The organism is Neobacillus drentensis (genome assembly GCF_036962125.1).
Taxonomy (GTDB): Bacteria; Bacillota; Bacilli; order Bacillales; family Cytobacillaceae; genus Neobacillus; species Neobacillus drentensis_B.
Genome location: NZ_JBALOA010000014.1, coordinates 216,957 through 242,659, shown reverse-complemented (window position 1 = coordinate 242,659; position 25,703 = coordinate 216,957). Strand labels below are relative to the sequence as shown.

Here is a 25,703-nt window from a genome sequence, read left to right as displayed (position 1 = left end):
CATTCCCCCAATTAAAGCATATCTAGGAACCGGTTTGTAATGACTTCAGTATCTTCTGGAGTTCGGCAAATGATTAACATTGTATCATCACCGCAGATAGTTCCTAAAATTTCTTCCCAATCTAGATTATCAATTAAAGCGCCAATCGCCATCGCATTACCAGGTAAGCATTTCATGACTAGCAAATGACCCGCAGAATCGATTCGAACAAATGCATCAATTAATGATCTTTTTAGTTTTTGTAATGGATTAAACCGTTGGTCTGCAGGCAGACTGTATTTATAACGTCCGTCGCTTAAGGGAACCTTAACCAAATGTAATTCTTTAATATCCCTCGAAACCGTTGCCTGCGTTATATTATAGCCAGCGTTCTTCAATTCATCCACCAAATCATCTTGTGTCTCTATGTCATTACTTGCAATGATTTCTCTTATTTTAATATGACGTTGGCCTTTATTCATTGTCTCACCCCATAATCTTTGAAAACAAATATCTAAGTATTATGTATAACATGTACTTCTACACATATGTTAGCCGATTTTAACAAACTTGTACATTTATTCTTGTCTAAAAGAAGGGAAATTTGTTTGAAAAAGGAGAAAAGGATAAGCAATCGCCTATCCTTCTGAACTCTGTTTAGTTTTAAATTCCAGATGGGATTCCTTTACGATTTCAATTGGTGTAACAGGTAACTGATTAACACCTGTTTCTCGTTCACCTTCCCATTTTAGGTGAAGAAGATATTCGATATTTCCGTCCCCGCCAGTAATAGGTGAAAAGGAAAGGTTTTTGATTGCATATCCCTGTTTAAAGGCAAAAGTAATGATTTTATCAATAACTTGTAAATGTACCTTCTCATCCCGGACAATCCCTTTTTTGCCAACCTGCTCACGTCCCGCCTCAAATTGCGGTTTTACCAAGGCAATTACATCACTGTCAGGGACCAGAAGTGTTTTTAAAACAGGCAATATCAAGGTTAAGGATATAAAGGATACATCGATTGTCGCGAAATTTGGCATATCTCCAATTAAATCAGCAGGTGTGACATAGCGGAAGTTTGTCCTTTCCATCACGACAACTCGTTCATCCTGTCTAAGTTTCCACGCTAGCTGATTATACCCCACATCTAAAGCATAAGACATTCTCGCACCATTTTGCAGAGCACAATCTGTAAATCCACCAGTCGAAGAACCTATGTCAAGCAGCACCTTATCGGTAACACTCACATCAAAGCTCTTTAAAGCCTTTTCTAGCTTTAATCCCCCACGGCTGACATACGGAAGTACCTTCCCTTTTATTTTAAGGGGTATATCCGTTTTGACTTTCTCTCCTGGTTTGTCTAACCGCTCTTCATTGGAATAAACTAGACCTGCCATAATTGCACGTTTTGCCTTTTCCCTTGTTTCGATTAAACCTCTTTCTACAAGTAAAACATCTAATCGCTCTTTATTTTTCATTGCTTAAGCCCTTTGTTGTTTTTTTCTTGCTAGACTGGAAACCCTTTTAATTACTTCTTCGGTTGTTAACCCAATCTCTTCAAGAAGGGAATTTACATCTCCGTGTTCAATGAACTGATCCGGTATTCCAATTCTGTCAATGTGTGAATGATAAAATCCCTGTGTCTGTGCATATTCAAGCACAGCACTCCCAAAACCACCTTGTAGAATCGCTTCTTCGATAGTTAGAATCGGCATATTTTTCAGAAGAAGATCAGTGAGCATCTGCCCGTCCAACGGCTTGATAAATCGGGCATTGACAACTTTAACTGATACCCCCTTCTTCTCAAGCACCTCAGCAGCTTCTAGCGCCATTGGAATGGTTGTTCCAAACGTTAAGATTGCTGCATCATCACCCTCTTTAAGTACCTCCCATGTGCCAATTGGAATGGAATGGAAGTCTTTATCCATTGGAACACCTAGACCATTTCCACGCGGGAACCTCATCGCAATTGGACCGTCATCATAAGTGAGTGCTGTGTACACCATGTTCTGACCTTCATTTTCATCTTTAGGCATCATTAATATCATATTTGGAATATGTCTAAGAAAAGCAATATCAAACACGCCTTGGTGTGTTTCACCATCAGCACCTACTAATCCAGCACGGTCAATCCCAATAAAGACATTTAAATTTTGTCTGCATATGTCATGAACAACTTGGTCATAGGCACGTTGCAGGAAGGTTGAGTATATCGCAAGAAAAGGTTTCATGTTTTGTGTAGCTAAACCAGCAGCTACTGTTGCAGCATGTTGCTCGGCAATCCCTACATCGTACATTCTCTCAGGAAATTCACTAGCAAATCCTTCAAGCTTCGAGCCAACAGGCATCGCTGGTGTAATCGCAACAATCCTGTCATCGGTACGGGCAAGCTTTCGAACGGTTTCACTAACTAGGCTGCTCCATGCAGGCGGTGGAGTTTTTGCCGGCTTAACGAATGCACCAGTGTCCATTTTATATGGACCTGTTCCATGCCATGTGCCTGTTTTATCACTTTCTGCAGGCTGATACCCTTTTCCTTTTTTAGTAATTACATGTAAAAGGATAGGACCCTCAGTCTTTTTCGCATAGCTGAAATTTTCGAATAGCGCTTCAAAATTATGACCATCAATTGGTCCAAGATAGGTAAAACCCAACTCCTCAAAAAACATTCCGGAAACAAATAAGTATTTAAGGCTGTCTTTCACCCTTTCAGCTGTAGCTGCTAACTTTCCACCCACAGCAGGGACTTTTTTCAGCAGAACTTCAAGTTCATCCTTCACCCATTGATATTTCCCCGCGGTCCGCAGTTGACCAAGAATATTATGAAGGGCACCAACATTCGGAGCAATCGACATTTCATTATCATTTAAGATGACGATCATATCTTTTTTCTCATGACCAATGTGATTTAGGGCTTCTAATGCCATACCCCCTGTTAAGGCGCCATCGCCGATTACAGGAACAACAAAAGACTTTTCCTTTTTTAAATCTCTAGCAATTGCCATACCCATCGCGGCAGAAAGCGATGTGGAACTATGACCTGTTTCCCAAACATCATGCTCGCTTTCTGTCCGTTTTGGGAATCCGCATAAGCCTTTAAATTGCCTTAATGTGTCAAACTCACATGCCCTGCCTGTTAAAATTTTATGGACATAGGACTGATGTCCAACATCCCAAATGATTTTATCTGTTGGACTGTTAAAACATTTATGTAAAGCAATGGTTAATTCGACTACACCTAAATTTGGTCCAATATGGCCTCCAGTTACAGACAGCTTTTCAATCAAAAAATCACGAATTTCTTGACTTAAAGCCTCCAATTCGGTGTTAGACATGCCTTTTAAAAAGGCTGGGTCTTTTATTGATAACAGATCCATTTTTGGACCACTCACTTTCATACTTTTATGCATTCGCTGTTAAGTTATTGTGTTATATTACACAACCAGTATAATTACCTATGATTAAAAAATAGCCGCTAACACTTTTGTGATAACGGCATTGACAACGATTTTCTACAATGAAAACAATTATAACACAATTATATCAATGCCTCAAATTCCGTTTTTTAATGGTCTCTAGAAGCAACTAAATCCGTTATTTCCATAAGTAGGTTCGTATTCAATCCTGTCATGCCTAGATGTTCCTTTGACAGGTTTATTTGTTTATGCAATGCTGCAGTAGCACCCTCTATTGATAATAATTGTGGATACGTACTTTTATGATTGGTTGTATCACTGCCAACGGGCTTGCCAATTAATTGTTGATTTCCAACCAGGTCAAGAATATCATCCTGAATCTGAAAAGCGAGTCCTAAGTGATGAGCGAAAGCAGAAAGGTTTTCTAATTGGTTCTGACTTGCACCTGCAATAATTGCTCCTGCTAGAACACTAAACTTAAGTAATTTTCCCGTTTTATGGACATGAATATATTCCAGTTCATCTAAGGTTAAGGATTTCCCTTCTGCTTCCATATCTGCAATCTGGCCGCCAACCATTCCTTCTGTTCCGGCTGCTTTTGCTAATTCTATGACTAATTTTAGTTTTGTTGTATCTGTTGCAAATTCATGAGGTATGTTCGCCATTACCTCAAAACTATATGTTAATAAAGCATCGCCTGCTAAAATGGCGGTTGCATCGCCAAAAACTTTATGATTTGTAGGTTTCCCTCTTCTAAGATCATCGTTATCCATGCTCGGTAAATCGTCATGAATAAGGGAATAAGTATGGATCATCTCAATAGCCGCAGCTGCATGAAGGCCTTTTTGCGGGTCCGCTCCAAATGCAGCTAAAGTAGCGAATAATAAAAGGGGGCGAATGCGTTTACCGCCGGCTTCCAATGAATAAATCATGGATTCTTTGATTATAGGAGGAGAGTCAAGTTTACTAACAAGAGTCCGAAGCTCCGAATCAAGTAGTAGTTTATATTTTTGTGCAAATGCATCTAATAACTCGGTTCCCAAGTCTTATACCTCCTCTTCAATCGTAAAACTCTCCGTCCGGCCGTCCTCCGTAATAATTTGTGTTAATTGATCTTCAACACTTTTTAATTTATCATGGCAAAGTTTGGACAACTCCATACCTTCTTTATAGAAGATAATTGCTTCTTCTAAAGGGACATCTCCTTCTTCAAGCTTATCTACAATTTGCTCCAGTTTAGTCATTGCTTCTTCAAAGGATAGTTTTTTTTCATTCGTCACGTTGTTCGCTCTCCTTAATATTCTCAACTTTACAGAATAAACTGCCATCTGTTAATTGAATCTGAACCTGCTCGTTCACATTCACTTGATGAATACTTTTTATCAGTCTGTTCTCTTCCGAATATGCTAAACTATAGCCACGTTCCATAATTTTTAAAGGGCTTAATGCCCCTAAGGTGGAAAGAATTCGTTCAAATTCAGTTTGTTTTTTTGAAAATACTTGGAGCATGGCACGTTTCATTTCTTTATTGGTAAGATCTAATCGCTTATTTGCTTCCTGTAAGGATTGGCTCGGATGGTTCCTCTCTAAGCGTTTATGAAGAATTTCGTGTTGCCCTTTTTTAATTTGGGACAACCTAGACGCCCCGCGAACAAGCATTTCTGTTAGTTTATCAACCTGTTCAAGCTTTTGTTCATAGAGCCGATGTGGATAGCGGAAGGCATAAGATTTCTGAACTCGATTAAAACGTTCTGTTTCAAACTGAAATTTCCCTTTCATTGTACGAAGCAGTCTTGTTTGACGCTGCAAGACCCTCTCCATTAATTCATCAATATGCGGGACTGCCAGTTCAGCCGCACCTGTTGGTGTCGGAGCACGTAAATCTGCGACAAAATCAGCAATGGTAAAATCCGTTTCATGCCCTACTGCTGAAATGATTGGAATGTCAGATGTAAAAATTGTCCGGGCGACGAGTTCTTCATTAAATGCCCACAACTCCTCAATCGAACCCCCGCCTCGCCCAACAATCAGCACATCAATCCCCTTCATGCTATTTGCTTTAGAAATTGCTTTAGCAATAGATGTCGCTGCGTTCTCTCCCTGTACAAGGGCAGGAAAGACTAGGATGTTTGCAATCGGATAACGTCTTTTTATTGTTGTAATGACATCCCGTATGGCAGCCCCTGTGGGCGAAGTAATTACTCCAATGGTTCTTGGATACAATGGAATTGCCTTTTTGGCTTCCATCGCAAATAATCCTTCTAATTCCAACCTTTGTTTGAGCTGTTCATAAGCTAAAAACAATTCCCCTATTCCATCTGGAAGCATTTCTTTTATATAAATCTGATATTGGCCACTTGGTTCATAAACTGAAATTTCACCTTTTACAATCACTTTCATGCCATTTTCGGGTATGTATTTCATGGTCCTAGAATGACTGGAAAACATAACAGCTAAAATACGTGCTTTTTCATCCTTTAAGGTAAAATACATATGACCGCTCGAATGCTGTTTGAAGTTTGAGATTTCACCTCTGACATGAACATCTCGTAAATGTGGGTCTGCATCAAATTTTCTTTTAATGTATTTGGTTAAGGCATTTACAGTTAAATATCTTTGTTCCTGCATAGGTAACTCCTTTTTCAACCAATAAGATACTTGATACTTCTCTATTAGCGAAAAACAGTCCTTATCTATGTAAAAGATAAGGACAAGTTCCTCCTTTAATTACGGTTAAGGCTTTGGGCAGCCGATTTTAGGGTATTATACATAAGCATAGTAATAGTCATCGGGCCTACACCCTTAGGAACTGGTGTAATGTATCCTGCTTTTTCGCTAACCTCAGCAAAGTCAACATCCCCGCAAAGCTTTCCAGCTTCATTTCGGTTAATCCCAACATCAATGACGACGGCACCATCTTTAACATGCTCTGCTTTAATAAAGTTCGGTATTCCTACGGCGGCAATCAAAATGTCCGCTTGATTAGTATGTATCTTTAAATCCTTAGTTTTAGAATGACAATATGTTACGGTAGCATCCTTATTTAGGAATAATTGTCCGACCGGCTTACCGACAATATTACTTCTCCCAACGACTACTACATGTTTTCCCGCTATCGAGATATCTGTTTCTTCCAGTAACACCATAATGCCATATGGAGTACATGGCAGGAAGGCATCTTGTCCAGTCATCATTCTGCCGATATTAATAGGGTGAAATCCATCCACATCTTTAAAAGGGGAAATTGATTCAATTACCTTTTTTTCTTCAATATGTTTAGGAAGTGGTAACTGAACTAAAATTCCATGGATAGAAGGGTCATTATTTAATTCTGCAATTTTCGATAGTAAGCTCTCTTCTGAAATTTCCTCTGGCATTTTGATCAAGACAGAATTCATCCCAAGTTCTTGGCAAGCTTTTTCTTTATTTTTAACATAGGTTTGAGAAGCAGGGTTATCTCCGACAAGAATTACTGCTAAACCTGGAGTAACCCCTAGATTTTTTATTCTGTTTACCTCTTCAGCAATTTCCATTCTCTTCTTTGCAGCAATTTCTTTCCCATTAATAATAGATGCGGTCATTTGTCTCGTCTCCCTTTGCTCTTAAAAGATCCCCAATTAATTGTTAAGAAGATTTTGTTTAACCTTTGAAAGAACACCATTAATGAACTTACTTGATTGGTCATCACCATATATTTTTGCAATCTCGATGGCTTCATCTAAAATAACATTTTCCGGCACTTCATTTCTGAAGTACTTCATTTCATATGCAGCTATTCTTAATAAATTTCGGTCAACAGTAGCTAATCGGTCAATGGACCATTTTTCAAGATTTTCACTTATTAAATTATCAATTTCAGCTTTTTGTTCGACTACGCCTAGAACAATCCTAGATAAGTACTCGTCATTAGCCTCTCCTTCCAAAACATGTTCAATTGCCGCCTCTGGCTCGCTGTTGCTTATATCAATTTGAAAAAGTGCCTGTAATGCCTTTTCCCTTGCTGTTCTTCTTTTCATTATACCTTTAACTCCTTTAGAGAAATTCATTAATTTTTGTCTAATTTTCATAATAAGTCATTGAATTGTTTTCACAATAACGATAATAGCATAACTAAAATTGATTCGCACTCTAACCTTGTTATTTTTCCAATATGTATGCACTTTTATTTCAATTTATATGTCTGAAATAGAAAAACCAAAGGAACAGAATCCTTTGGTTTCCAAATTTAGACTTCAGTGTCAACAATTTCTTGTTCATTCTTATGGTTCTCAAATTGGATGCCAACCACATGAATGTTTACTTCTTCCGCATCTAAAGCAGTCATATTCAGCAATGCTTGGCGAATATTATCCTGCACCTTACTTGCAACGGAAGGAATCGAAACGCCAAACTTCATCATACAATACACATCAACTTTTATCCCAGATTCGGTTAATTCCACTTTAACACCTTTGCCATGGTTTTTCTTCCCTAATCGTTCAACGACACCAGTTGCAAAATTTCCGCGCATCGCAGCTACACCTTCTACCTCAGAAGCAGCAATACCTGCAATCACTTCAATCACTTCAGGAGCAATTTCAACTTTTCCAAGTCCGTTATTGCTTGGTTCCATTTCCAAGACACTAAATTCACTCATCAATAACACCTCCAGATATTTAATTAGACTTCATCACATCATGCAATTCTAGGAATTTTGTATTAAAGGCACCTTCTACAAACTTTTCATGTTCGAGCAGCTTTAAATGGAAGGGAATGGTTGTGTGAATCCCTTCAACAACAAACTCACTTAGGGCACGCTTCATCCTAGCAATTGCCTCTTCCCTGCTTGCGCCATATGCAATGACCTTCGCAATCATGGAATCGTAATATGGTGGAATCGTATACCCTGGGTATGCTGCAGAATCAATACGTACACCAAATCCACCTGGTGGCAGGTACATGTTGATTTTTCCTGCGGACGGAAGAAAATTCTTTTCAGGGTTTTCGGCATTAATCCGACACTCGATTGCCCATCCGGTAAATGTGACATCCTTCTGTTTTAGCTTTAGTTTCTCTCCGGAAGCCACTCGGATTTGTTCTTTAATAAGGTCTATTCCGGTGACCATTTCCGTTACTGGATGTTCCACCTGGATCCGTGTGTTCATTTCCATAAAATAAAATTTACGATTGCGGTAGTCATATATAAATTCTACCGTGCCGGCACCTGAATAATCAACTGCTTTTGCTGCTTTTACAGCCGCATTTCCCATTTCTTCTCGTACCTCTCCATCTAATGCTGGTGATGGGGTTTCTTCAAGAAGCTTTTGGAGCCTGCGTTGGATTGAACAGTCTCTTTCTCCCAAATGAATAGTGTTTCCATAAGAGTCAGCAAGGACTTGAATTTCAACATGACGGAAATCCTCAATATACTTTTCGATGTAAACACCAGGATTTCCAAAGGCTGTCATCGCTTCTTGTTGGGTGATGCTTATGCCTTTAATTAATTCCTGTTCGTTTTTGGCAACACGAATCCCTTTACCGCCTCCGCCAGCTGTTGCTTTTATGATGACTGGATAGTGGATTTCTTTCACAAGTTCAAGGGCCTCATCAATATCATTAATTATACCAGTTGACCCTGGGACAATTGGGACACCGGCTTCCCTCATGGTTTCTCTTGCAATATCCTTAGTCCCCATTTTCGTAATCGCTTCAGGGCTTGGACCAACGAATGTGATATTACATTCCCGGCAAAGTTCTGCGAAATCTGCATTTTCAGCTAAAAATCCATAACCAGGGTGGATGGCGTCACAAGCTGTTAACTTCGCAACACTAATAAGATTTGTAACGTTTAAATAACTGTCTTTTGATGCAGTCGGGCCAATGCAATAGGCTTCATCTGCTAACTGAACATGCAATGCTTCTCTGTCTGCTTCCGAATAAACAGCAACAGATTCAATTCCCATTTCCCTGCATGCACGTATAATTCTAACTGCAATTTCCCCTCTGTTTGCAATTAACAGTTTTTTTATCATTCTGTTATCGCTCCTAACTTAAGGCTTTACTAAAAATAAAGGCTGCCCGTATTCTACTAATTGACCATTTTTAACAAGGATTTCTACAATTTCTCCGTCGATTTCTGCTTCAATCTCATTGAATAATTTCATTGCTTCAACGATACACACAATTGAATCTTTGCTTACATTTGATCCAACTCTAACATATGCATCCGTGTCTGGCGTTGGAGACGCATAGAAAGTCCCCACCATCGGAGAAACAATTTTGTGAAGATTTGTTGAAGCTGACTTATCCGTATCTTGGTTTTGCACTTCCTGACTTACTTCCTGAACGGCAACGGAAGGTGTTGCTTGTGCTACTGCTGCAACTGGTTGAACTGGCGTCGACACAAAATCAACTTCACGTGGAGCAGTATTTACTTGTGAAACATATGTAGCCGAAGCATTTTTTTTCATTTTGATTTTTGAACCTTCATATTCATACACAAATTCATCAATACTTGATTGGTCCACCAATTTTATTAATTCACGAATTTCTTGTACTTTTAACATTGAGTTACACCCCTCATACTACAAAATTATGACTAACTACTATTACTATACGATAATACCTAGTAAAAGTTCAATAATGTATATTTTCACCTTTGAACTTTTACCCACTGTCGTATACCCCTATCTTAATATTTTTATGGCTAAAAGGGAACTTTGGACAGTTGTTGTCTCTCAACATATTATTTTAACCTATTTCATGGGTAACAATCAAAAAAAGGAAAGCCACGACCTTCCTTTCAAGCTGGCAAAATCTAAATTGGCTTTTATTTTATTCTTAATTTTACAATTCACCGTGTAAAAAGATTATTAGTTTATAGACTTTTGACAGGTCTGTCGATTTGCGCTCCAGGCACTTCGCTTTCCGCGGGAGTGCCGGGGAGCCTCCTCGTCGCTTCGCTTCTGCGGGGTCTCCCCTGCCCCGTACTACCGCAGGAGTCTTCGTGCCTTCCGCGCAAACAACAGAGTGGTATTATAAGGACTTTCAACTCAACTAATAATAAACAAGCTGTTAAATCAGTGAGTGTATTAGTTGTTAATATTCATTGTTGATTTTCGTGTAGTATGAGAAATCATAGGCGGAGATTTTCCGGTTAACTGCTCGTAAAGAGATAAAATCCAAAGATTTGGATCATATAAGCGGAAAAACTCCCCTTAATTTTTAGGAAATATGTGTATTTCCCAATTTAAACGGAATTTCTCCGTTTATTAAATATAGACCCTTACTTTAATTAGTCCAGCCACAAGGAACATCATAATTGAATCAACTTTGAGAACACTATTATTGAGGTGGTTGTGGCAATTATTGTCTTGTTTCCCCCTGTTGAATGGAGCGGAAATCAACAGGCCCATTAGCAGGGACCTAATCAAAAATTGGCTTCAGATAAAGAAAAAAATTGCCGAGAAAAATACCCTTTCTCGACAATTTGAAAGGAAAGCCTATGACTTTCCTTTCTTAGACTTTATTTTGTTGGCTGGAATTCGACTGCTACGTAATTGGTTTCACCAATTTCTTTTTTCACTTGTAAAATAATCTTATTGGCTTCTGTTGCGGAAGGCTTTTTCTTAGATTTTACTGTAACTCTTACTTTCTCACCATCTGCTCTTACTAACGCGTCTTCATATCCCATTGTCTTAATTAAGGTTTCAAGAATTTCTTCTTTTTGAGCAGTTTGATTCAATTTATCCATTTGATCTTTTACTTTGCTGCGTTCAACTGCTGGAAGGTCAGTGGAGGCTAGCTCAGTCGTTAAATCCTCTTGCTGTTGACTTCTAAGATCATCAAGCTTCATCCGGAGCTCTTCAAACGCATCATCACCTGCAACGGTTGAAACGATTGTTTTATCATCCTTTGCGGCCGTTTCTGTTGTTTTTGTTTTTGTAGTTGTTTTTCCTTTATTTTGATCTTTCGCATCTTGTTGAATAGCAGCAAGGTCATTACTCTTTTGCTCTGGTGAAGTAATGTAATACACAGACAATACAACTACTAAACTTAACATCGTTAATAACCAAACTGTTTGTTTTTTCAATAGCATATAAAAACACCCCTTTTATTTTTTAGGCATAACAGCAACGCGATGGCTCGGTACATCTAAGGCACGTGTGACAGCTTCGACAATCCACTTTTTCACCTGAATATTGTCTGCACCTTTTGCAACCACTAAGACACCCCGAATTTCAGGTTTCTTTGTTTCTACTACAATAGGAACCTCTTTATCACCCTCACGAATAATCACTAACTGTTCATCTGTTGAGGCCTCCTGAACTTTACGTTCCCCGCCTTCTCGGTCTGTTTCTTCCGTTGTTTGTGATTTAGAAACCCTATTTTTTTCAAGTACTTTCTTATCAGTTGAATCAATGTTAACTACAACCGTAACATCGTTCACCCCTAACATTTGTTGAAGAGCCTTCTTAAGTTGGTTTTCGTATTTTTCTTCATATGCGGTTACTGCCTTATTGCCTGTGCCCTTGTTTAGACCAAAGGCAGGAACATCTTCAGCGTTGACTTTACCACTGGTTGTAACCGGTATATCTGAATTACTTGGGGCTTTCTTAAAGACTATATTGCCAACAAGCATAAATGCTGCACCAATGCATAATACCACGAGCATATATTGGTACTTACCAGCCTTCTTTTCGGAATTCCCTTCAATTTTCAGCACCTTTTTAAGCCACGAAAATGGTCCTTGATTGTTGTTATCCATTTTTGTTATTGATCCCCCCTTCAATCGAAACTTCAACTGTTTTTTCGGTTACATTCCATTTTTGTGAAAGAAAAGCGGCTATTTTTTCTGTTTCTTCTGTTGAGCTTTTAGATGGAAGAGGTGTTTCTGTGTTAATTTCTACTTGTTTAATCGCTTCGACTGTCTTCACTTTATTCTCTGGTTGTTTCAGAAGAACCATAACCTTTTGGAGGTTTTCAGGAAATGCCTGGTCGCTTTCTTCATTTGTAGCTATATCAATTTTTGCGATCTCCAATCCGTATTGTTCCATCAACTCCTCTTTCACGTCCTTAGTCAGTTGGACAGCCATTTCTTCTAAAATATATGCATGTTGTGAGGCTTGTATTTCTTTTTTCTTTAAATCTATTAAATTTTTCATATTTTCTTCTCCAGGGGCTTGATATGAAGGGATGGATCCAAGTGCTGTTTCAAAATCCTTGGAGATTAATTTAAAGATTGGAGTAAGAATAATGGCAATTAAGAGGAGTCCCGTAACCATTTTTGTATACTTTTGCATGCCTGAGTTTGGGAGAAGCATATCAATTACCGTTGCTAATAAAATAAAGAGAATTATATTCGTTACCCACTCTATTAAATAATCCATTTTATCCCCCCTTATCTCATCATCATCGTCAGATTTCCTGCTGCAACAATTACGGTTATACATAAAAAGAACATGAGTGATACAATTCCCAGTGCAGCAAAAACATAAATGACACTCTTACTAATAATATCCAGACATGTGATAATTGGTCCGCCACCTAATGGCTGCAATATGGCAGCGGCAAATTTATAGATAAACGCGATCATTAAGATTTTAACAGCCGGAAAAGCAACGATAATCAATAAGATTCCTACCCCAGCAATGCCTACCGTATTTTTTAATAGGACTGAAGCACTAACAACGGTATCGGTTGCATCTGTAAACATTCTGCCAATCACCGGGATAAAGTTCCCTGTTACAAATTTTGCTGTTCTAATCGTAACCCCATCTGACACTGCAGCAGAGGCCCCTTGTACGGATATAACGCCAAGGAAGACTGTTAAAAAGAGGCCCATTAACCCGATACTCCAGTTTCTAAGCAGCGCAGCTAATTGAGACACTTTATACTGTTCTGACATCGTGCTTACAATACTCAATAGGGTTGCGAGAAACAGGAAAGGCAGGATAATATATTGCATAAATAAGCCGCTTATATTCATCAGGAATAAGATTACCGGATGAAAGAAGGCCGCTGAAATCAAGCCGCCAGATGCGGCTATTAAGGCGAGTAACAGCGGGACAAGTGCTAATACAAAAGAAATCATTGATCCAATTGCCTCATTGGTATAACTGATGGCGATATGGAAACTATTAAGGGCGATGATGACTAACACCATATAGACAATTGAATAAGCGATTTTACTAATGGCACTCTTCTCGAAGGCATTCTGCATGGATTGTAGGAACATACTAAAAATCGTTAACATAATCAATGACCCAAGTAATTTTCCGTTAGCAACAAACTCTTGAAAAGCAAATTTTACTACTCCCAATCCCCATTGTTTTAACGAAAATTTTTTCTCTCCACTGATAAAGTCATATAAACTGCCCTTCTGACTTTCTGGAAGGAATCCTCCGTATTTATAGGAGATGTCTTCCCAAAATTGTTTAAGTTCAGTGATATCGAGAGATTTAAGCTGTTCATCGACCAACTCGTGGGGGGAAAGCGGATTCGATGTGTCTTTGCCCTCTTCAGCAGCTTGTACACTTGTAATTGATAAAAAGAAGAATACGAGAATAATAATAGGAATGAACTGCCATCGCTGCTTCAACTTTTTCACACCTCTTTTTCAGGTATTAACTCGGAATAAGCTTGATAATTGTTTCAATCAAAACAGTTAAAATCGGGATTGCCATGGCAAGAATAATAATTTTTCCGGCTAATTCAATCTTAGAGGAGAGTGCTCCCTGACCGGCATCCTTGGTAATCTGTGCGGCAAATTCAGCGATATATGCAATTCCAATAATTTTTAATATCGTTTCAATATAAACCATATTTACTTTTGCATTCACTGCCAGTTTTTCTAGCATGTGAATGATTTCATAAATTTTATCTACTAAAAAAAGAAAAATGACACAGCCTACAAAGACGATTAAGAGAAATGCGAAGTTAGGCTTTTGTTCTTTTACTATTAAAGCAAGAAAAGTTGCTACGAGAGCTATGCCGACTATTTTTATGATTTCAATCTTAGGGCCCCTCCTTTATTGAAATAAAAACACAGATTTAATTTTTTGAAAGAGATCATCCACAATTGAGGCTACCTGAAATAAGATATAAATAAACCCAAACAACGTAACCCATTGGGCGTATTCCTTTTTTCCCACTTGGTCCAAAACGGTATGCAAAAAAGCAACCACGATACCCACACCTGCAATTTTAAAGATGATATCCACTTCTAACCCCATTGCTTTTCCCCCTAAAATAATAAAATAATCAGTAATAATCCTGACAAGAACCCCAAGCTCTTTACCATTTTTTCGTATGTTGCTTGGGCTTGAATTGCGTCTTCCTCTTCTCTTTCAAGATGTGTTAGTGTTAGCAGAATATGTTTTTGCTGGGACATACGGTCATGTCGGCCCAGGGTTTCCCCAAATTGCTTCATGATTTCAAATTCCCCTTGCTTTAATGCGGTAGAACTCCATATTTGTCTCAAACTCGTTTCCCAAGCTTCCTTAACTGTTGTCTCAGTGTCCGTTAATTTCTTAGAAAAGGTATCAAAAAACGCCGAAAGTGGTTTTGATAACTGATCTGCTAATCTCCTAGCTGCTTCATGTAACGGCGTATGCCCGTACATAATTTCTGCTTCAAGTGATTGAAGGGCAGACCGTAATGCTCTAAGCTGCTTTGGACGCTCACTAAACCTTCTTGCAATTTCGAAACCAATCCATGTTGTTGCAAAAATGATGAAAACAGCACCTACAATCTTTATCATTTATGTCACTCTCACTTTTTGAATCATTTCTTTCCCATTAGCATCTAAAATTTGTGTAATGGTTCCAGGTCCTGATGCTCTGCTAAGCACAACAAATCGCTGAAAGATGTGCTGCTCAAGAATGTTTCGTAAAGATGGTCTGTTCTTTACTTCCTCAATGCTCGTCCCATGGGTAGTCATTATTAACGTAATTCCTGCATGCACGGCCTCTTGGATCGCTTCAGTATCTTCTTTACGACCAATTTCATCCACAACCAAAATATCTGGGCTCATCGACCGGATCATCATCATCATTCCCTCAGCTTTCGGGCAGGCATCTAATACATCCAAGCGGTCTCCAAAGGTCAATTGCGGTATCCCATTTACGCATCCAGCTATTTCACTACGTTCATCCACAATTCCCACCTTACTTGCTTGTATCCCTCTCGCTCCGAACCCAGATGAAGCGATTCGTGCAATATCACGCAGCAAGGTTGTTTTTCCTGTTTGTGGTGGACCGATTACCATTGTATGCAACCAACTGCCTTGAAAAATATATGGTATAAGCGGTTCTGCTATCCCCACCCTTTCCCTAGCGATTCTGATGTTAAACGAGGAAATATCTCTAATTGCCTTCACCTTTCCGCCCTCAAGGATTACCTTTCCAGCAAGCCCAATCCGATGTCCTCCGGAGACAGTGATAAACCCTTGCTTAAGTTCCTCTTCAAGTGTATAGATGGAGAAATGACTTATTTTATTCATTAGCTGAAATGCATCTTCGGGCTGAATAACGTATGATAGAAATCTAGGAGTACCCTTCATAGTCATTTCAATTGGCCTATTGATACGAATCCGAATTTCTTCTAGTTCTTCTTTTTGGTTAGGAGGGATTTTACTGATTAGGTCAGCTATTTTTTTAGGTAAAAAGTTTAGGATTGATTCCACGTATAGGTCCTCCCTTGTTTTCCTTTCTCATTATTTAAAATGTATGCCTGCTTGGTCACATTATGACTTTCAAATCTTTCAATTCTTTTTCAATTTCCACTTACATTACTAGAACAAAGTTGCTATGGTAACAGGATCAATGATTATATCGGAACGTTTCATGAGGTGAATCGTATTTTATAGGAGGAATAATCATGAAGGAGGAGAAAAAGTGCACCATTTCAGTTACCCACCTATTCGCAATGGGCAGGCACACAAGGGGCATTTAATCAAAGTTACCGGTGATGGTGAAATGGCTATACAGCCTGACTCGGCTTCTGTAAACCTAGGAATTATTACAGAAGGGAAACAATTAATAACGGCTCAACAGCAGAACTCCCTCGAAGCGACAAAGGTAATCAATGCCCTTATTTCACTAGGAGTCCCCAAAAATCATCTGCAGACCTTCGATTATCGAATTGAATCGGACTATGATTATGATCAAGGTAAACAAATATTTCGCGGCTATAAAATAACTCATATTTTAGAGGTGAAATTTGATGATATTTCAAAAATTGGAAATGTCGTGGATACTGCTGTTCAGAACGGGGTAAATCATGTATCAAATATTCAATTCACTGTAAAAAACAAAGAATCCTTTTATAAGCAAGCCTTGGTTCTTGCTGTAAATAATGCCAATGAAAAAGCAAAAACCATTGCAGAGACCTTAAAGGCGGTTTTGATACCTACCCCGATATTAATTGTCGAAGGTGGAAGTTCGGTCCAGCCTGTATATAATCAGCCTGGCACCTTTGTAAAAAGTATGACAGCCACACAATTAGAGCCTGGCCAAATAATACTCAAAGCCAATGTCATGGCAGAATATCAATTTACCCCTTCCTATTAAAAAAGGATTGAACCATTTGTCTGGTTCAATCCTTTTATATAAAATGATAAGTCTATGTTTCTGAACTTAGACAACAGTCTAGCTCCAGCGCCCAATGGCTAGTGGACTTCGCTCTTTTCCCTACGATAAGTCAACATCGAATCGCTTCGCTCTCCGTGTTTCCTTTATCTCAGTCAAAGCGCTCCAGTCCATACGCCGCTAAACGGGCGCTTAAGCTTTCTATTTGTCATACTTCTTTGCCCAATTATATAATTGCATTTCCGTAACTGGACCATTAAAGTGCTCTCGAATGATTCCTTGTTTATCAATCACAAAGGTTTCTGGTTGACCTGTCACATTATACATTTTTGAAACTTTAGCATTATAATCGAATAAATAATTCATCCCGGCTTTATTTTTCTCGGTTACCTTATTAATCTTATCCATGGTTTCACCGCGATTAATCATCAGAAAATTGTATTGATCACCATATTCTTTTTGAAATGCCTCTAACTCAGGCAACTCTTCTTTACAGGGAGCACACCAGGAGGCAAAGTAATTCAAGATAACAACCTCACCCTTAAAATCGCTAAGTTTGGTTGTACTGCCATCCAAATTAGGCATCGAAAAATTATAAGCCTTATCTCCAACATCCGTGTGTTTTCCTTTTGTTACTAAACTATAACCAAAGAAACCAAACATCCCTACAATAAGAATCAATACGAGTAATTTGATAACCCGATTGTTCATCGTGTTTCCTCCTGACACCACTAAGGATCTATGCAAAAGGCCTGCAAATTCAACACAGGCCCTAATTTAATTGCTAATTATTTTTCTAGTTGCTTTAAGAATTCAATTTCCTTCTTAAGTTTGGAATGTCTCTTCCCGAGTATTAACATATAAGAAAAAATAACAACCCAAGCAACAGAATACGCACCATACATAAATTCAAATCCCATGATCAATTCCTCCTATTTTTCTAAGTCTTCGCGTAATTTTTCTTTATAACGCTCTACTTTAAGTTTCATTTTTTCAAAAGATACACCTTTATGAAGAAGGTAAGAATATAGAATCGTAAATGCCGCAAGGGAAACAAACAGGGCTACTAACATCGTACCCTCAATTCCTCCGCCCTTTTGGGATGGACCTTCACCAAAAACAATTGGATGAAACTTTGTTTGCCACCAGCGAATCGCGAAAAATACAATTGGAACGTCTGCAAACCCGATAATTCCAAATACCGCAGCAAGCCTGGCTTTTTTATCCCATACCCCATCCATTTGACGAATCATAATGTAAGCAATATAGATAAAGAAAAGAATCAACGTAGTAATTAACCGCGGTTCCCATACCCACCATGTGTTCCAAGAAGACTTCGCCCAAATTGGACCAGTTGTTAAAACGATGATGGTAAACACAACACCGATTTCAGCAGAGATATAAGCATAGGTGTCAAATATTCTTTTCCGCTTGACTAGGAACAAAATACTAAAGACAAATGTAACGAAAAACGCCATAAATGCCAGCCAAGCTGAACTTACATGAAAATAAAAGATTTTTTGGGCTGCACCCATTGTTACTTCTTCAGCAGCAAAGATAAAGATAAAATAAAGGGCAACCAACATGGAGATTACTGTAGCACCAAACAAAATCTTTGACATATCGATGCTTTTCTTTTCAGCCACTTGAGTTCCATGAAGAACTGCTTTTTCTCGTTCGAGATTCATACTCATCTCTTAAACCTCCAGCACATAATCTATTAATAAGAAACAAACAACGAAGAAGATAACATCATACGCTGTAACCAACTGGATCCAAGCTAATGCACTTGAGAATTTCTCCATATTCGTTAAGATGATTCTTGTTGCTTGAACAACACCGATTAAGATTGGCGTTGTAATCGGAAAGAGCAATAATGGAAGCAGCATTTCACTACTTTTAGAATTAGCTGCCAATGCCGCTAAGAATGTACCTATGGCGATAAATCCAAAGCTTCCTAAGAATACTACTAAGATAAAATAGGGTATACTGCCATAGAATTTAAAATCAAACAATAAGAACAAAAACGGAATGGAAACAAGTTCAACAATCAGCATCATCGTGAAATTGGCTAAGAACTTTCCTAAATAAATGCTGGCGGCTTCCATTGGTGCAACCAATAATCCTTGCATGGTATCATTCCGCTGCTCTGAAATAAACGATCTATTGAGGCCCAAGATTCCAGCAAAAACGATAATCACCCAAATGACTCCAGGAATAACGGCTTTTGTTGTATTATTTGCAGGGTCAAAGGCAAAGCTGAAAACCACGATGACTAGGCCAGCGAAAATAATTTGTGTGACCATAATTTGCTTTGTTTTTAACTCGGAATATAAATCCTTTTTGGCTAGTAAGAGGGCTGTTCGAAAAAGGTTCATGATACTCCCTCCACTAATTGTTCATATTTTTCAGATACGTAATCTAAGTTCTGATTTTCAATTCTAAAATCATCGACAATCTTACCATTTTTAACAATAATAATTCTGTCGCAAATTTCAGCCGCTTGCTTAAAATCATGGGTTACCATCAAGGTCGTCGTTCCTTTGGCTTTCATAGAAAGAATCACATTGTTTAGTATCCCGATTGCCCCCTGGTCCAAGCCTGTGTGCGGTTCGTCTAGAAGGAGAATGTCCGGTTCATGAACAATCGCCCGAGCTATAGCAATCCGTTGAATCATACCTCGTGAAAAGTTTTTTACAGGTTCATTCAAGAAGAATGACAATCCAACTTCTTTAACTAGTTCAATGGCTCGTTGTTCCACATTTTTCACACCGTAAATATTTCCGAAGAAGACAATATTTTCTAACGGTGTGTAATGATCGTAAAGCAAACTGGAATGGGGTAAATAACCCATTATTTTTTTGATTTGGATATGATTTTTTTTCAAATCCATCCCATTTACCTTTATCAAGCCAGATGTAGGTTTTATTAAGGTAGCAAGCACTTTTAACAGCGTGCTCTTTCCTGCACCATTCGGTCCCAAAATGGCAACTGTTTCTCCTTTTTTGATGGAGAGGTCTACACTACGCAAAATGAGTTTATTATCAGCTTGCTTCGTAAGTTTTTTTATTTCTATCATTTGCAGTCTCTCCCATCCCAGCTACTACTCTACAAAATTACGAAGATTTAATTTTACTTGGACAAGATGCTGTTTATAAGCTTCAAGCTTTGCATGATATTCATCTTCTGAGAGCTTTCCATCCCCAAAAGATTCTTCCAATTCAATAATCTTATCCATTATCGCTTTTTGCTTCGCCATTAAAAGTTTGAAGGCTTTCTCCTCTTTATCAGCACCCAGTCTTTCATCATCCCGCTTTGCCTTCCTTCTAAAGTAGACATAGTAGGAGATACCCGCGATCACTATTGCTAATAGAATAATCATAAAAACGTGTGGATTAAAACGATGTAATGGCGACTGAGCCCAAAGTCTTAGATGCCCTGGATTATGGAAAGCAGGTGCTGTATGTGTAACATTACTATTACTGTCGCTTGTTGTCTCCGCCTTTTTTGTTTCACTTGCCGGCGGCTGTACATCTTTGTTATAAACTAGTGTAAATTCTTGGTTAGCTTTTAGTCCTTCAATACTATATCCAAAATAATTTTGATCATCAAATTTGAAACTGCCTTGACTAGTTGCCTCAGCACCCTTTACTTCAATGCTGCCTCTTCCTTCTGGAACAAGGATTTGCATCAGTTGTACAGGATAGTCAGATTTTAAAATTATTTCTTTCCCCTTTGCCATCCTATAGCTGTATGGCAATACCATTGTTTGATTCCCTGGTATTGGGGTAGTTGTAATGAATCCTTTGTCAACTTGCTTAAAAGCAATTTGATTATCTAAAAAGTTAAGATCCTCTGCTCCTTGAGGAAGAGAAACATGTAATACTGCTTCACTTTTTCCGTCACCATTATATTTTTCTGCAGCCGTATTTGTATAATTAACCATATTCATCATATTCGCCCCGCCATCTTCAGCAGGACTGATAACGAGATAATGCATATCAATTGAAACCTTTGAATCTGATGCCGCTAATCCATGAAATGGGATTAACAGCATCAGCCCGAGGAAGAAAACGGTGATTTTTTTGATCACTTTCCTTCCCCCTTTTTATTCTTATAAGTTTTCATTTGAGCTTCAATTTCTTTTTCAACTTCGTCCATTAAATCTTTGTCGACACTGGTGTGCATAATTTCTTCTTCTTCCTTCATAATACTGGCGACTTCATTTTCATATTGTTTCTTTAAATGTTTATAATCAGCGTGTGAGATTTTATCCATTTTGTACTCGAATTCTATTTCATTTAAAGTTGTCAAAAGTGCTTCTTTTGTAGCACCGATGTCCTTACCTTTGGAAGTAACTTGTAAATAAGTATCCCACTTAAATAAGGGTGATAAAATTAGAAATAGACAGGCAAGCGCTAAAATGGTTGTAAAAATCATTGAAACGACTGTGATATCATGCATTATGTTCACATCCTAAAGATACTTTTTGCGTTCTTCATCAATCATAGATGACAGGATTTCTCCTTCTACTTCATCCTCGGTGCTCTCGTATTCAGCAACATCTTCGTTTGTTCCCTTTTTCTTAACCCATTTTCGGATTATGAAAAACACAGCTATACCAGCAGCTCCTAATACAACAAAAGGAAGGACCCAGGCAGTTAGGCTAAAACCACTTTTCTCAGGTGAAGTTAAAATCTCTTCACCATAGATGTTGACATAATACTCACGAATTTTATCCTTATCCCAGCCTTTGTTCATCATGTCTACTAAGTCTGCTTTAAACTCAGTTGTTAGATTACATGTATTGGGATCACATTCATAATGATCCTGCCCACACCCGCATGTACAGGCAAACTGCTGAGCAACTGCTTTGAATTCTGCTGATTTATAGTCAATCTGTTTTGCTGCTTCGACTCGAAGGAATGACCCCTGAAAGATGAACGCGATGATGAGTAGTCCAATATAAAGTTTATTTTTCATATTAAGACACCTCTCTGCGTACTCCTGTGTATCTCGGAGTGACATTTCCATATTTTCCATTCCAAACCGCAAATAGTGCACCAATAACAATCATGAAAGAACCAATCCATAACCAATCCATCATTGGATTAACCTTTACCACAAATGTAGCTTTTCCATCATCTTCCCATGCACTTAAGACGATGTATAAGTCTTCCTTAAGCGAGGAAATTATCGCTACTTCGGAAGATGGCTGTTCCCAGTTACCGTAAAATACTTTTTCCGGCTGGTAGGTGCCGAGCTTTTTACCATTTCTAAATACTGTTACATCTGCATAAACGATATCATTGATACCTTCTTTTTTCTGATCGAGTCGATCATAGTTGATTCGGTAGTCTTGTAATTCAATTGATTGTCCTAAATCGACAGTTTTCATAGTTTGTAAATCATAGTTTTGTGACCCAATGATTCCCATCGTAATAAAGGCGATTCCTAGGTGAACGATATATCCGCCGTACCTGCGTCGATTTCGAATCATTAAGCGGTACAGTGCAACAAATGGTGATTCTTTCGTCATTTTCCTTCTAGCTTTTACACCTCTATAAAACTCTAAGAAGTGTGTGATTAATAATAGAGCGATTACGCCATAGCCAATGACTGCCCATGCTTTTTGAATTCCTAAAACTACCATCAAAATCATAGCCAATACTGCAAGAATAGCTGGAATCATGAAGTTCTTCTTAAGATTTTTCACGGTAGATTTTTGCCAAGCAAGCATTGGACAAACTGCCATAACAAACATCATAGATAATAGAATCGGTGCTTCTACTTTGTTAAAGAATGGTAGACCCACTGTTACTTTTGTACCACGAACTGCTTCAGATACTAACGGGAAGATTGTTCCCCAGAATACCGCAAAGGCTGCACCAACAAGTAATAAGTTATTTACTAAGAAACTGCTTTCTTTTGAAACAAAGGAATTAAATTCACCTGCACTACGTTTAAGCAGGTTGTAACGGCTCATCAATACATAAAGTGCACCAATAACCGCCACACCCATAAAGATTAAGAAGTATAATCCAAGGTTTGAATTGGCAAAGGCATGAACAGAGGTCAGTACCCCGCTTCGTACTAAGAATGTACCAAATAAAGTAAGTGCATAAGAAACAATGATTAAGCTGATATTCCAAATTTTCAACATATTTTTTCGTTCTTGAATCATTACAGAATGCAAGAATGCAGTTGCTGTTAACCAAGGCATAAAGGAAGCATTTTCAACTGGATCCCATGCCCAGTAGCCGCCCCATCCTAACTCAACATAAGCCCATTGCCCGCCAAAGATATTACCAAGACTTAAAAATAACCAAGCAATAATTGTCCAGCGTCTTGTCATTTTAATCCAGAAATCATCAACGTTTTTCAAAATCAATGCTGCCATTGCAAAGGCAAATGGTATCGCAAGTCCTACATATCCTAGGTAAAGCGTAACTGGATGAATAATCATGCCAGGGTTTTGAAGCATAGGATTTAAGCCTTTACCTTCAATCGGAATCTCATTTAATAGAATGAAAGGTTTTGCTACAAACCCAAGAATAAAGAAGAAGAAAACCGCGTTTGCTAGTAAAATAGCAGAAATGTAAGGAACCATAGGATTTCCTTTTAACTTTCTTGAGAAAGCAATCATGCAAGAATAGAGAGTTAGGAAAAATGTCCACAATAACAATGATCCTGCATTACCCGCCCATAGTGCTGTAAGCTTGTAGATGATTGGGAGTTCACTGCTAGTATAATCACGAACATATTCGTATTGAAATTGTGATGTTGCTAATAAGTAGAACAAGGTAAGCATGGCTAAAGATGAACAAACTAATAGTGCAATTAATCCACCTTTACCACTGTTAACGAATTTTTGATTTTTTGTGCTAATTCCCAATGTGATAATAAGAAGAGAATAAATCGCAATGGCTAAGCCTATATAAATTGTTGCGTTGGCAAATAAATACATTTCGTCACCTTCTTAAGTTAGCCTGTTATTTTTCTTTCGGTGTTTGATTTAACTTATCTTTATGTGTTTCTGGATTATAATCCTTGATATCTTTTCCTTCGTATTTAGATGGGCATCTTGTTTTAACAGTCTCAGCAACAAATGTGTCTTTTTTAGTTGGTGCTCCTTGAAGAATCGTGATGACACCTTCTGCAAAGTTATCTGGTTTAGTTCCGTGATGAATGACATGCATAACATCACCATCGTTATCCTTCACATCAAATTTTAGTTCAATTTTTTTTGCATCCCATTTAATCGAATCCTCAATCAGTAAACCTTCAACAGTAACAAAATCATCTTTATGCTGATCTTGCGTTGCCATCAATTCTTTCAAGGTTAATTCAACACCACTTGACCCAGGAGTCGCTGCCATTAAAAGGAAAACAATGGCACCTGCGATTATAAATCCCCCAAGCATAACAATCGTATTTTTTTTCATTCTGGTCACCCCATTAAATTAATTTTTTCATTTCTTCATCATACATTTCTTGGTCAATCTTACCCGTTAATAACTTTTTCCGTAGTTCCTTCTTTTCTTCTGAATTCGCTATTTTGTTATCCTTTTTTGCATTTTGTGATGGTTTTCTTGGTTGATTTTGATTTTTATTTTGTTTACTACCCTTGGATGCGGTTTGATTATTTCCTTTTAATCCAAGGAATACAAAAAGTCCAGCAATAATTACCGCAAGTCCGATTATTGCAGCACCACCCAGTCCGATGATGGGACGTTTGGAACTAGCCGCTGTTCCACCAGTTTTATCCACTTGATCAGTTGCACTTACACCACTATGGTTTTCATCATTAGGCGGTTGTTGTTTATTAATTGCTTCCATCGTAGATTCAGTACCATCTTTCTTATATGAGAAGGAGTATTTTAAACCAGCGTTTGCCTTTACATTTTTGTACTGATAGTAATAGAGTTCTTCACCGTATTCATTTTTCGAATTATTTTGAGCCTTTGGCTCAATTGTTATTTCCTTTGCATCCATTGGTGCATAAAAGATAACATCTAAAAGAGCGATATCTGCTTTATTTTTAAGTTCGTATGAAAATGTCTTGTTGTTTTTCACATCAATTGACTTGGTATAGTACTCAATAACAAATTCGTATGTTTGATTATTCTTAATCGCCTTGGCTGGCTTCCAACTTACGATCCCTTTTTCTTTATCTACATCGTATGGGCGCTGTACTTCAGGCTTATCTTTTTCTGGAAATTCTGCTACCAAGAATGCTTCAAAGCCTTTTTCCATGGCTGGAACGGGAATCTCAATTTTCCCATTATAATCTTGACCACTCTTGTTGGTAATTGTTCCGTACTGGCCAACGAGTAAGGATGGTTCTTTACGTGACGACCAATCATCTGGATAATCAAACTCTGGCATTACCTGAACCTGCATTTCCTTAAAAGGAAATTTTTCTGCCGGAAAGGCTGCTTCAGCACTAGCCTTCGGGATGATGAAATTCATTAAAAATGATGTGATTACAAATAATGCCAACAACTTATTTTTAAGCATCTTAATCCTCCTTGACTTAAAAAACTAATCACTAGAAAGTACTATTTTTCACTATAGTCCTCTTTGAAATAAATATAATCGTTATCAGCCCATATTTGTTGAATCACTCTTGAACATTTTGTTAAAGGATTAAAATCGTTGTGATTTCGTCAAAAAACCACCACATAATGTTCACAATTGAAATATTGGGAAAAATATTTCATAAAATTTCCTGCCTTTT

Annotated in this window: 31 protein-coding genes; 1 reads left to right on the top strand and 30 read right to left on the bottom strand. The window is 38.1% G+C overall.

What is annotated here, in order from left to right; all coding sequences use genetic code 11:
* Positions 1 to 11 precede the first annotated feature (11 nt).
* From ahrC to spoIIIAA, 19 genes are all read right to left on the bottom strand, one after another.
* A complete protein-coding gene (ahrC, locus tag V7121_RS12930) occupies positions 12 to 461 on the bottom strand; it encodes a transcriptional regulator AhrC/ArgR (RefSeq protein WP_026563645.1) in 450 nt (149 codons plus the stop codon).
* Between the two features lie 156 nt (positions 462 to 617).
* A complete protein-coding gene (locus V7121_RS12925) occupies positions 618 to 1,457 on the bottom strand; it encodes a TlyA family RNA methyltransferase (protein WP_335496238.1) in 840 nt (279 codons plus the stop codon).
* A gap of 3 nt (positions 1,458 to 1,460) precedes the next feature.
* On the bottom strand, positions 1,461 to 3,356 hold the full coding sequence (gene dxs / locus V7121_RS12920) for a 1-deoxy-D-xylulose-5-phosphate synthase (RefSeq protein ID WP_335496240.1): 1,896 nt from the start codon (positions 3,354 to 3,356) through the stop codon (positions 1,461 to 1,463).
* Between the two features lie 188 nt (positions 3,357 to 3,544).
* On the bottom strand, positions 3,545 to 4,438 hold the full coding sequence (locus tag V7121_RS12915) for a polyprenyl synthetase family protein (RefSeq protein ID WP_335496243.1): 894 nt from the start codon (positions 4,436 to 4,438) through the stop codon (positions 3,545 to 3,547).
* 3 nt (positions 4,439 to 4,441) lie between these two features.
* A complete protein-coding gene (locus V7121_RS12910; protein WP_335496246.1) occupies positions 4,442 to 4,675 on the bottom strand; it encodes an exodeoxyribonuclease VII small subunit in 234 nt (77 codons plus the stop codon).
* Positions 4,665 to 6,023 carry an exodeoxyribonuclease VII large subunit gene (xseA, locus tag V7121_RS12905; RefSeq protein ID WP_335496249.1) on the bottom strand — a complete coding sequence of 453 codons (1,359 nt, stop codon included), beginning with the start codon at positions 6,021 to 6,023 and terminating at the stop codon, positions 4,665 to 4,667. Before xseA ends, V7121_RS12910 begins: the two co-directional genes overlap by 11 nt.
* 95 nt (positions 6,024 to 6,118) lie before the next feature.
* Positions 6,119 to 6,976 carry a bifunctional methylenetetrahydrofolate dehydrogenase/methenyltetrahydrofolate cyclohydrolase FolD gene (folD, locus tag V7121_RS12900; protein WP_335496252.1) on the bottom strand — a complete coding sequence of 286 codons (858 nt, stop codon included), beginning with the start codon at positions 6,974 to 6,976 and terminating at the stop codon, positions 6,119 to 6,121.
* Positions 6,977 to 7,012: 36 nt separating this feature from the next.
* Positions 7,013 to 7,411, bottom strand: coding sequence for a transcription antitermination factor NusB (gene nusB, locus V7121_RS12895; RefSeq protein ID WP_335496255.1), 399 nt, complete (start codon positions 7,409 to 7,411; stop codon positions 7,013 to 7,015).
* A gap of 209 nt (positions 7,412 to 7,620) precedes the next feature.
* A complete protein-coding gene (locus V7121_RS12890) occupies positions 7,621 to 8,031 on the bottom strand; it encodes an Asp23/Gls24 family envelope stress response protein (RefSeq protein ID WP_335496257.1) in 411 nt (136 codons plus the stop codon).
* 19 nt (positions 8,032 to 8,050) lie between these two features.
* Positions 8,051 to 9,406, bottom strand: a complete 1,356-nt coding sequence (gene accC / locus V7121_RS12885) for an acetyl-CoA carboxylase biotin carboxylase subunit (RefSeq protein WP_335496259.1) — start codon at positions 9,404 to 9,406, stop codon at positions 8,051 to 8,053.
* A gap of 18 nt (positions 9,407 to 9,424) precedes the next feature.
* Positions 9,425 to 9,940, bottom strand: a complete 516-nt coding sequence (gene accB / locus V7121_RS12880; RefSeq protein WP_335496262.1) for an acetyl-CoA carboxylase biotin carboxyl carrier protein — start codon at positions 9,938 to 9,940, stop codon at positions 9,425 to 9,427.
* A gap of 959 nt (positions 9,941 to 10,899) precedes the next feature.
* A complete protein-coding gene (locus V7121_RS12875) occupies positions 10,900 to 11,472 on the bottom strand; it encodes a SpoIIIAH-like family protein (RefSeq protein ID WP_335496265.1) in 573 nt (190 codons plus the stop codon).
* Between the two features lie 15 nt (positions 11,473 to 11,487).
* The gene (gene spoIIIAG, locus V7121_RS12870; protein WP_335496268.1) at positions 11,488 to 12,141 is read right to left on the bottom strand and encodes a stage III sporulation protein AG; all 654 of its coding nucleotides are present in this window, start codon (positions 12,139 to 12,141) and stop codon (positions 11,488 to 11,490) included.
* Entirely contained in the window at positions 12,134 to 12,763 is a 630-nt protein-coding gene (spoIIIAF, locus tag V7121_RS12865) for a stage III sporulation protein AF (protein ID WP_335496270.1), read from the bottom strand. The genes spoIIIAG and spoIIIAF overlap by 8 nt, the downstream gene beginning before the upstream one ends.
* A gap of 11 nt (positions 12,764 to 12,774) precedes the next feature.
* Complete coding sequence (spoIIIAE, locus tag V7121_RS12860) at positions 12,775 to 13,974, bottom strand: stage III sporulation protein AE (protein ID WP_335546764.1); 1,200 nt, start codon at positions 13,972 to 13,974, stop codon at positions 12,775 to 12,777.
* Positions 13,975 to 13,999: 25 nt separating this feature from the next.
* Positions 14,000 to 14,380: a stage III sporulation protein AD gene (gene spoIIIAD / locus V7121_RS12855; protein WP_335496761.1), complete on the bottom strand. Its 381-nt coding sequence runs from the start codon at positions 14,378 to 14,380 to the stop codon at positions 14,000 to 14,002.
* 24 nt (positions 14,381 to 14,404) lie between these two features.
* On the bottom strand, positions 14,405 to 14,608 hold the full coding sequence (gene spoIIIAC, locus V7121_RS12850; protein ID WP_007084610.1) for a stage III sporulation protein AC: 204 nt from the start codon (positions 14,606 to 14,608) through the stop codon (positions 14,405 to 14,407).
* Positions 14,609 to 14,619: 11 nt separating this feature from the next.
* Positions 14,620 to 15,135, bottom strand: coding sequence for a stage III sporulation protein SpoIIIAB (gene spoIIIAB, locus V7121_RS12845; RefSeq protein ID WP_335496274.1), 516 nt, complete (start codon positions 15,133 to 15,135; stop codon positions 14,620 to 14,622).
* Positions 15,136 to 16,059, bottom strand: coding sequence for a stage III sporulation protein AA (spoIIIAA, locus tag V7121_RS12840; protein ID WP_335546762.1), 924 nt, complete (start codon positions 16,057 to 16,059; stop codon positions 15,136 to 15,138).
* 211 nt (positions 16,060 to 16,270) lie between these two features.
* On the opposite strand from spoIIIAA, the gene V7121_RS12835 reads away from it, so the two are divergent.
* Entirely contained in the window at positions 16,271 to 16,945 is a 675-nt protein-coding gene (locus V7121_RS12835; RefSeq protein ID WP_335546760.1) for an SIMPL domain-containing protein, read from the top strand.
* Between the two features lie 219 nt (positions 16,946 to 17,164).
* On the opposite strand, the gene V7121_RS12830 is transcribed toward V7121_RS12835, so the two are convergent.
* The 11 genes from V7121_RS12830 to V7121_RS12780 form a co-directional block, all read right to left on the bottom strand.
* Positions 17,165 to 17,674: a TlpA family protein disulfide reductase gene (locus tag V7121_RS12830; protein ID WP_335496282.1), complete on the bottom strand. Its 510-nt coding sequence runs from the start codon at positions 17,672 to 17,674 to the stop codon at positions 17,165 to 17,167.
* A gap of 77 nt (positions 17,675 to 17,751) precedes the next feature.
* On the bottom strand, positions 17,752 to 17,883 hold the full coding sequence (locus V7121_RS12825) for a CcmD family protein (RefSeq protein ID WP_335496285.1): 132 nt from the start codon (positions 17,881 to 17,883) through the stop codon (positions 17,752 to 17,754).
* Between the two features lie 12 nt (positions 17,884 to 17,895).
* Positions 17,896 to 18,657 (bottom strand): cytochrome c biogenesis protein, encoded by a 762-nt coding sequence (locus V7121_RS12820; RefSeq protein WP_335496287.1) that lies wholly within the window; start codon positions 18,655 to 18,657, stop codon positions 17,896 to 17,898.
* 3 nt (positions 18,658 to 18,660) lie between these two features.
* Complete coding sequence (locus V7121_RS12815; protein WP_335496289.1) at positions 18,661 to 19,341, bottom strand: heme exporter protein CcmB; 681 nt, start codon at positions 19,339 to 19,341, stop codon at positions 18,661 to 18,663.
* Positions 19,338 to 20,042 carry an ABC transporter ATP-binding protein gene (locus V7121_RS12810; protein ID WP_335496292.1) on the bottom strand — a complete coding sequence of 235 codons (705 nt, stop codon included), beginning with the start codon at positions 20,040 to 20,042 and terminating at the stop codon, positions 19,338 to 19,340. Before V7121_RS12810 ends, V7121_RS12815 begins: the two co-directional genes overlap by 4 nt.
* A gap of 24 nt (positions 20,043 to 20,066) precedes the next feature.
* Complete coding sequence (locus V7121_RS12805) at positions 20,067 to 21,056, bottom strand: hypothetical protein (protein WP_335496295.1); 990 nt, start codon at positions 21,054 to 21,056, stop codon at positions 20,067 to 20,069.
* Positions 21,053 to 21,427: a hypothetical protein gene (locus tag V7121_RS12800; RefSeq protein ID WP_335546759.1), complete on the bottom strand. Its 375-nt coding sequence runs from the start codon at positions 21,425 to 21,427 to the stop codon at positions 21,053 to 21,055. The genes V7121_RS12805 and V7121_RS12800 overlap by 4 nt, the downstream gene beginning before the upstream one ends.
* A 12-nt stretch (positions 21,428 to 21,439) precedes the next feature.
* On the bottom strand, positions 21,440 to 21,946 hold the full coding sequence (locus V7121_RS12795; RefSeq protein ID WP_335496300.1) for a cytochrome c-type biogenesis protein: 507 nt from the start codon (positions 21,944 to 21,946) through the stop codon (positions 21,440 to 21,442).
* A 1-nt stretch (position 21,947) separates the two neighbouring features.
* Positions 21,948 to 23,930, bottom strand: coding sequence for a heme lyase CcmF/NrfE family subunit (locus V7121_RS12790; protein ID WP_335496303.1), 1,983 nt, complete (start codon positions 23,928 to 23,930; stop codon positions 21,948 to 21,950).
* Between the two features lie 25 nt (positions 23,931 to 23,955).
* Positions 23,956 to 24,408 (bottom strand): cytochrome c maturation protein CcmE, encoded by a 453-nt coding sequence (locus tag V7121_RS12785; protein ID WP_335496306.1) that lies wholly within the window; start codon positions 24,406 to 24,408, stop codon positions 23,956 to 23,958.
* Positions 24,409 to 24,421: 13 nt separating this feature from the next.
* Positions 24,422 to 25,483 (bottom strand): hypothetical protein, encoded by a 1,062-nt coding sequence (locus V7121_RS12780; RefSeq protein WP_335546758.1) that lies wholly within the window; start codon positions 25,481 to 25,483, stop codon positions 24,422 to 24,424.
* Positions 25,484 to 25,703 lie beyond the last annotated feature (220 nt).

Coding starts and splice junctions, on each gene's coding strand:
- V7121_RS12800 (WP_335546759.1), bottom strand. CDS start 21,427: ATGCATGATATCACAGTCGTTTCAATGATTTTTACAACCATTTTAGCG.
- V7121_RS12810 (WP_335496292.1), bottom strand. CDS start 20,042: ATGATAGAAATAAAAAAACTTACGAAGCAAGCTGATAATAAACTCATT.
- V7121_RS12925 (WP_335496238.1), bottom strand. CDS start 1,457: ATGAAAAATAAAGAGCGATTAGATGTTTTACTTGTAGAAAGAGGTTTA.
- nusB (WP_335496255.1), bottom strand. CDS start 7,411: ATGAAAAGAAGAACAGCAAGGGAAAAGGCATTACAGGCACTTTTTCAA.
- accB (WP_335496262.1), bottom strand. CDS start 9,940: ATGTTAAAAGTACAAGAAATTCGTGAATTAATAAAATTGGTGGACCAA.
- V7121_RS12790 (WP_335496303.1), bottom strand. CDS start 23,930: ATGTATTTATTTGCCAACGCAACAATTTATATAGGCTTAGCCATTGCG.
- V7121_RS12825 (WP_335496285.1), bottom strand. CDS start 17,883: ATGGGATTTGAATTTATGTATGGTGCGTATTCTGTTGCTTGGGTTGTT.
- V7121_RS12820 (WP_335496287.1), bottom strand. CDS start 18,657: ATGAGTATGAATCTCGAACGAGAAAAAGCAGTTCTTCATGGAACTCAA.
- V7121_RS12890 (WP_335496257.1), bottom strand. CDS start 8,031: ATGAGTGAATTTAGTGTCTTGGAAATGGAACCAAGCAATAACGGACTT.
- xseA (WP_335496249.1), bottom strand. CDS start 6,023: ATGCAGGAACAAAGATATTTAACTGTAAATGCCTTAACCAAATACATT.
- V7121_RS12795 (WP_335496300.1), bottom strand. CDS start 21,946: ATGAAAAATAAACTTTATATTGGACTACTCATCATCGCGTTCATCTTT.
- V7121_RS12780 (WP_335546758.1), bottom strand. CDS start 25,483: ATGCTTAAAAATAAGTTGTTGGCATTATTTGTAATCACATCATTTTTA.
- spoIIIAC (WP_007084610.1), bottom strand. CDS start 14,608: ATGGGGTTAGAAGTGGATATCATCTTTAAAATTGCAGGTGTGGGTATC.
- V7121_RS12815 (WP_335496289.1), bottom strand. CDS start 19,341: ATGAACCTTTTTCGAACAGCCCTCTTACTAGCCAAAAAGGATTTATAT.
- V7121_RS12875 (WP_335496265.1), bottom strand. CDS start 11,472: ATGCTATTGAAAAAACAAACAGTTTGGTTATTAACGATGTTAAGTTTA.
- spoIIIAB (WP_335496274.1), bottom strand. CDS start 15,135: ATGATAAAGATTGTAGGTGCTGTTTTCATCATTTTTGCAACAACATGG.
- V7121_RS12785 (WP_335496306.1), bottom strand. CDS start 24,408: ATGAAAAAAAATACGATTGTTATGCTTGGGGGATTTATAATCGCAGGT.
- ahrC (WP_026563645.1), bottom strand. CDS start 461: ATGAATAAAGGCCAACGTCATATTAAAATAAGAGAAATCATTGCAAGT.
- V7121_RS12830 (WP_335496282.1), bottom strand. CDS start 17,674: ATGAACAATCGGGTTATCAAATTACTCGTATTGATTCTTATTGTAGGG.
- spoIIIAF (WP_335496270.1), bottom strand. CDS start 12,763: ATGGATTATTTAATAGAGTGGGTAACGAATATAATTCTCTTTATTTTA.
- folD (WP_335496252.1), bottom strand. CDS start 6,976: ATGACCGCATCTATTATTAATGGGAAAGAAATTGCTGCAAAGAAGAGA.
- spoIIIAG (WP_335496268.1), bottom strand. CDS start 12,141: ATGGATAACAACAATCAAGGACCATTTTCGTGGCTTAAAAAGGTGCTG.
- dxs (WP_335496240.1), bottom strand. CDS start 3,356: ATGGATCTGTTATCAATAAAAGACCCAGCCTTTTTAAAAGGCATGTCT.
- accC (WP_335496259.1), bottom strand. CDS start 9,406: ATGATAAAAAAACTGTTAATTGCAAACAGAGGGGAAATTGCAGTTAGA.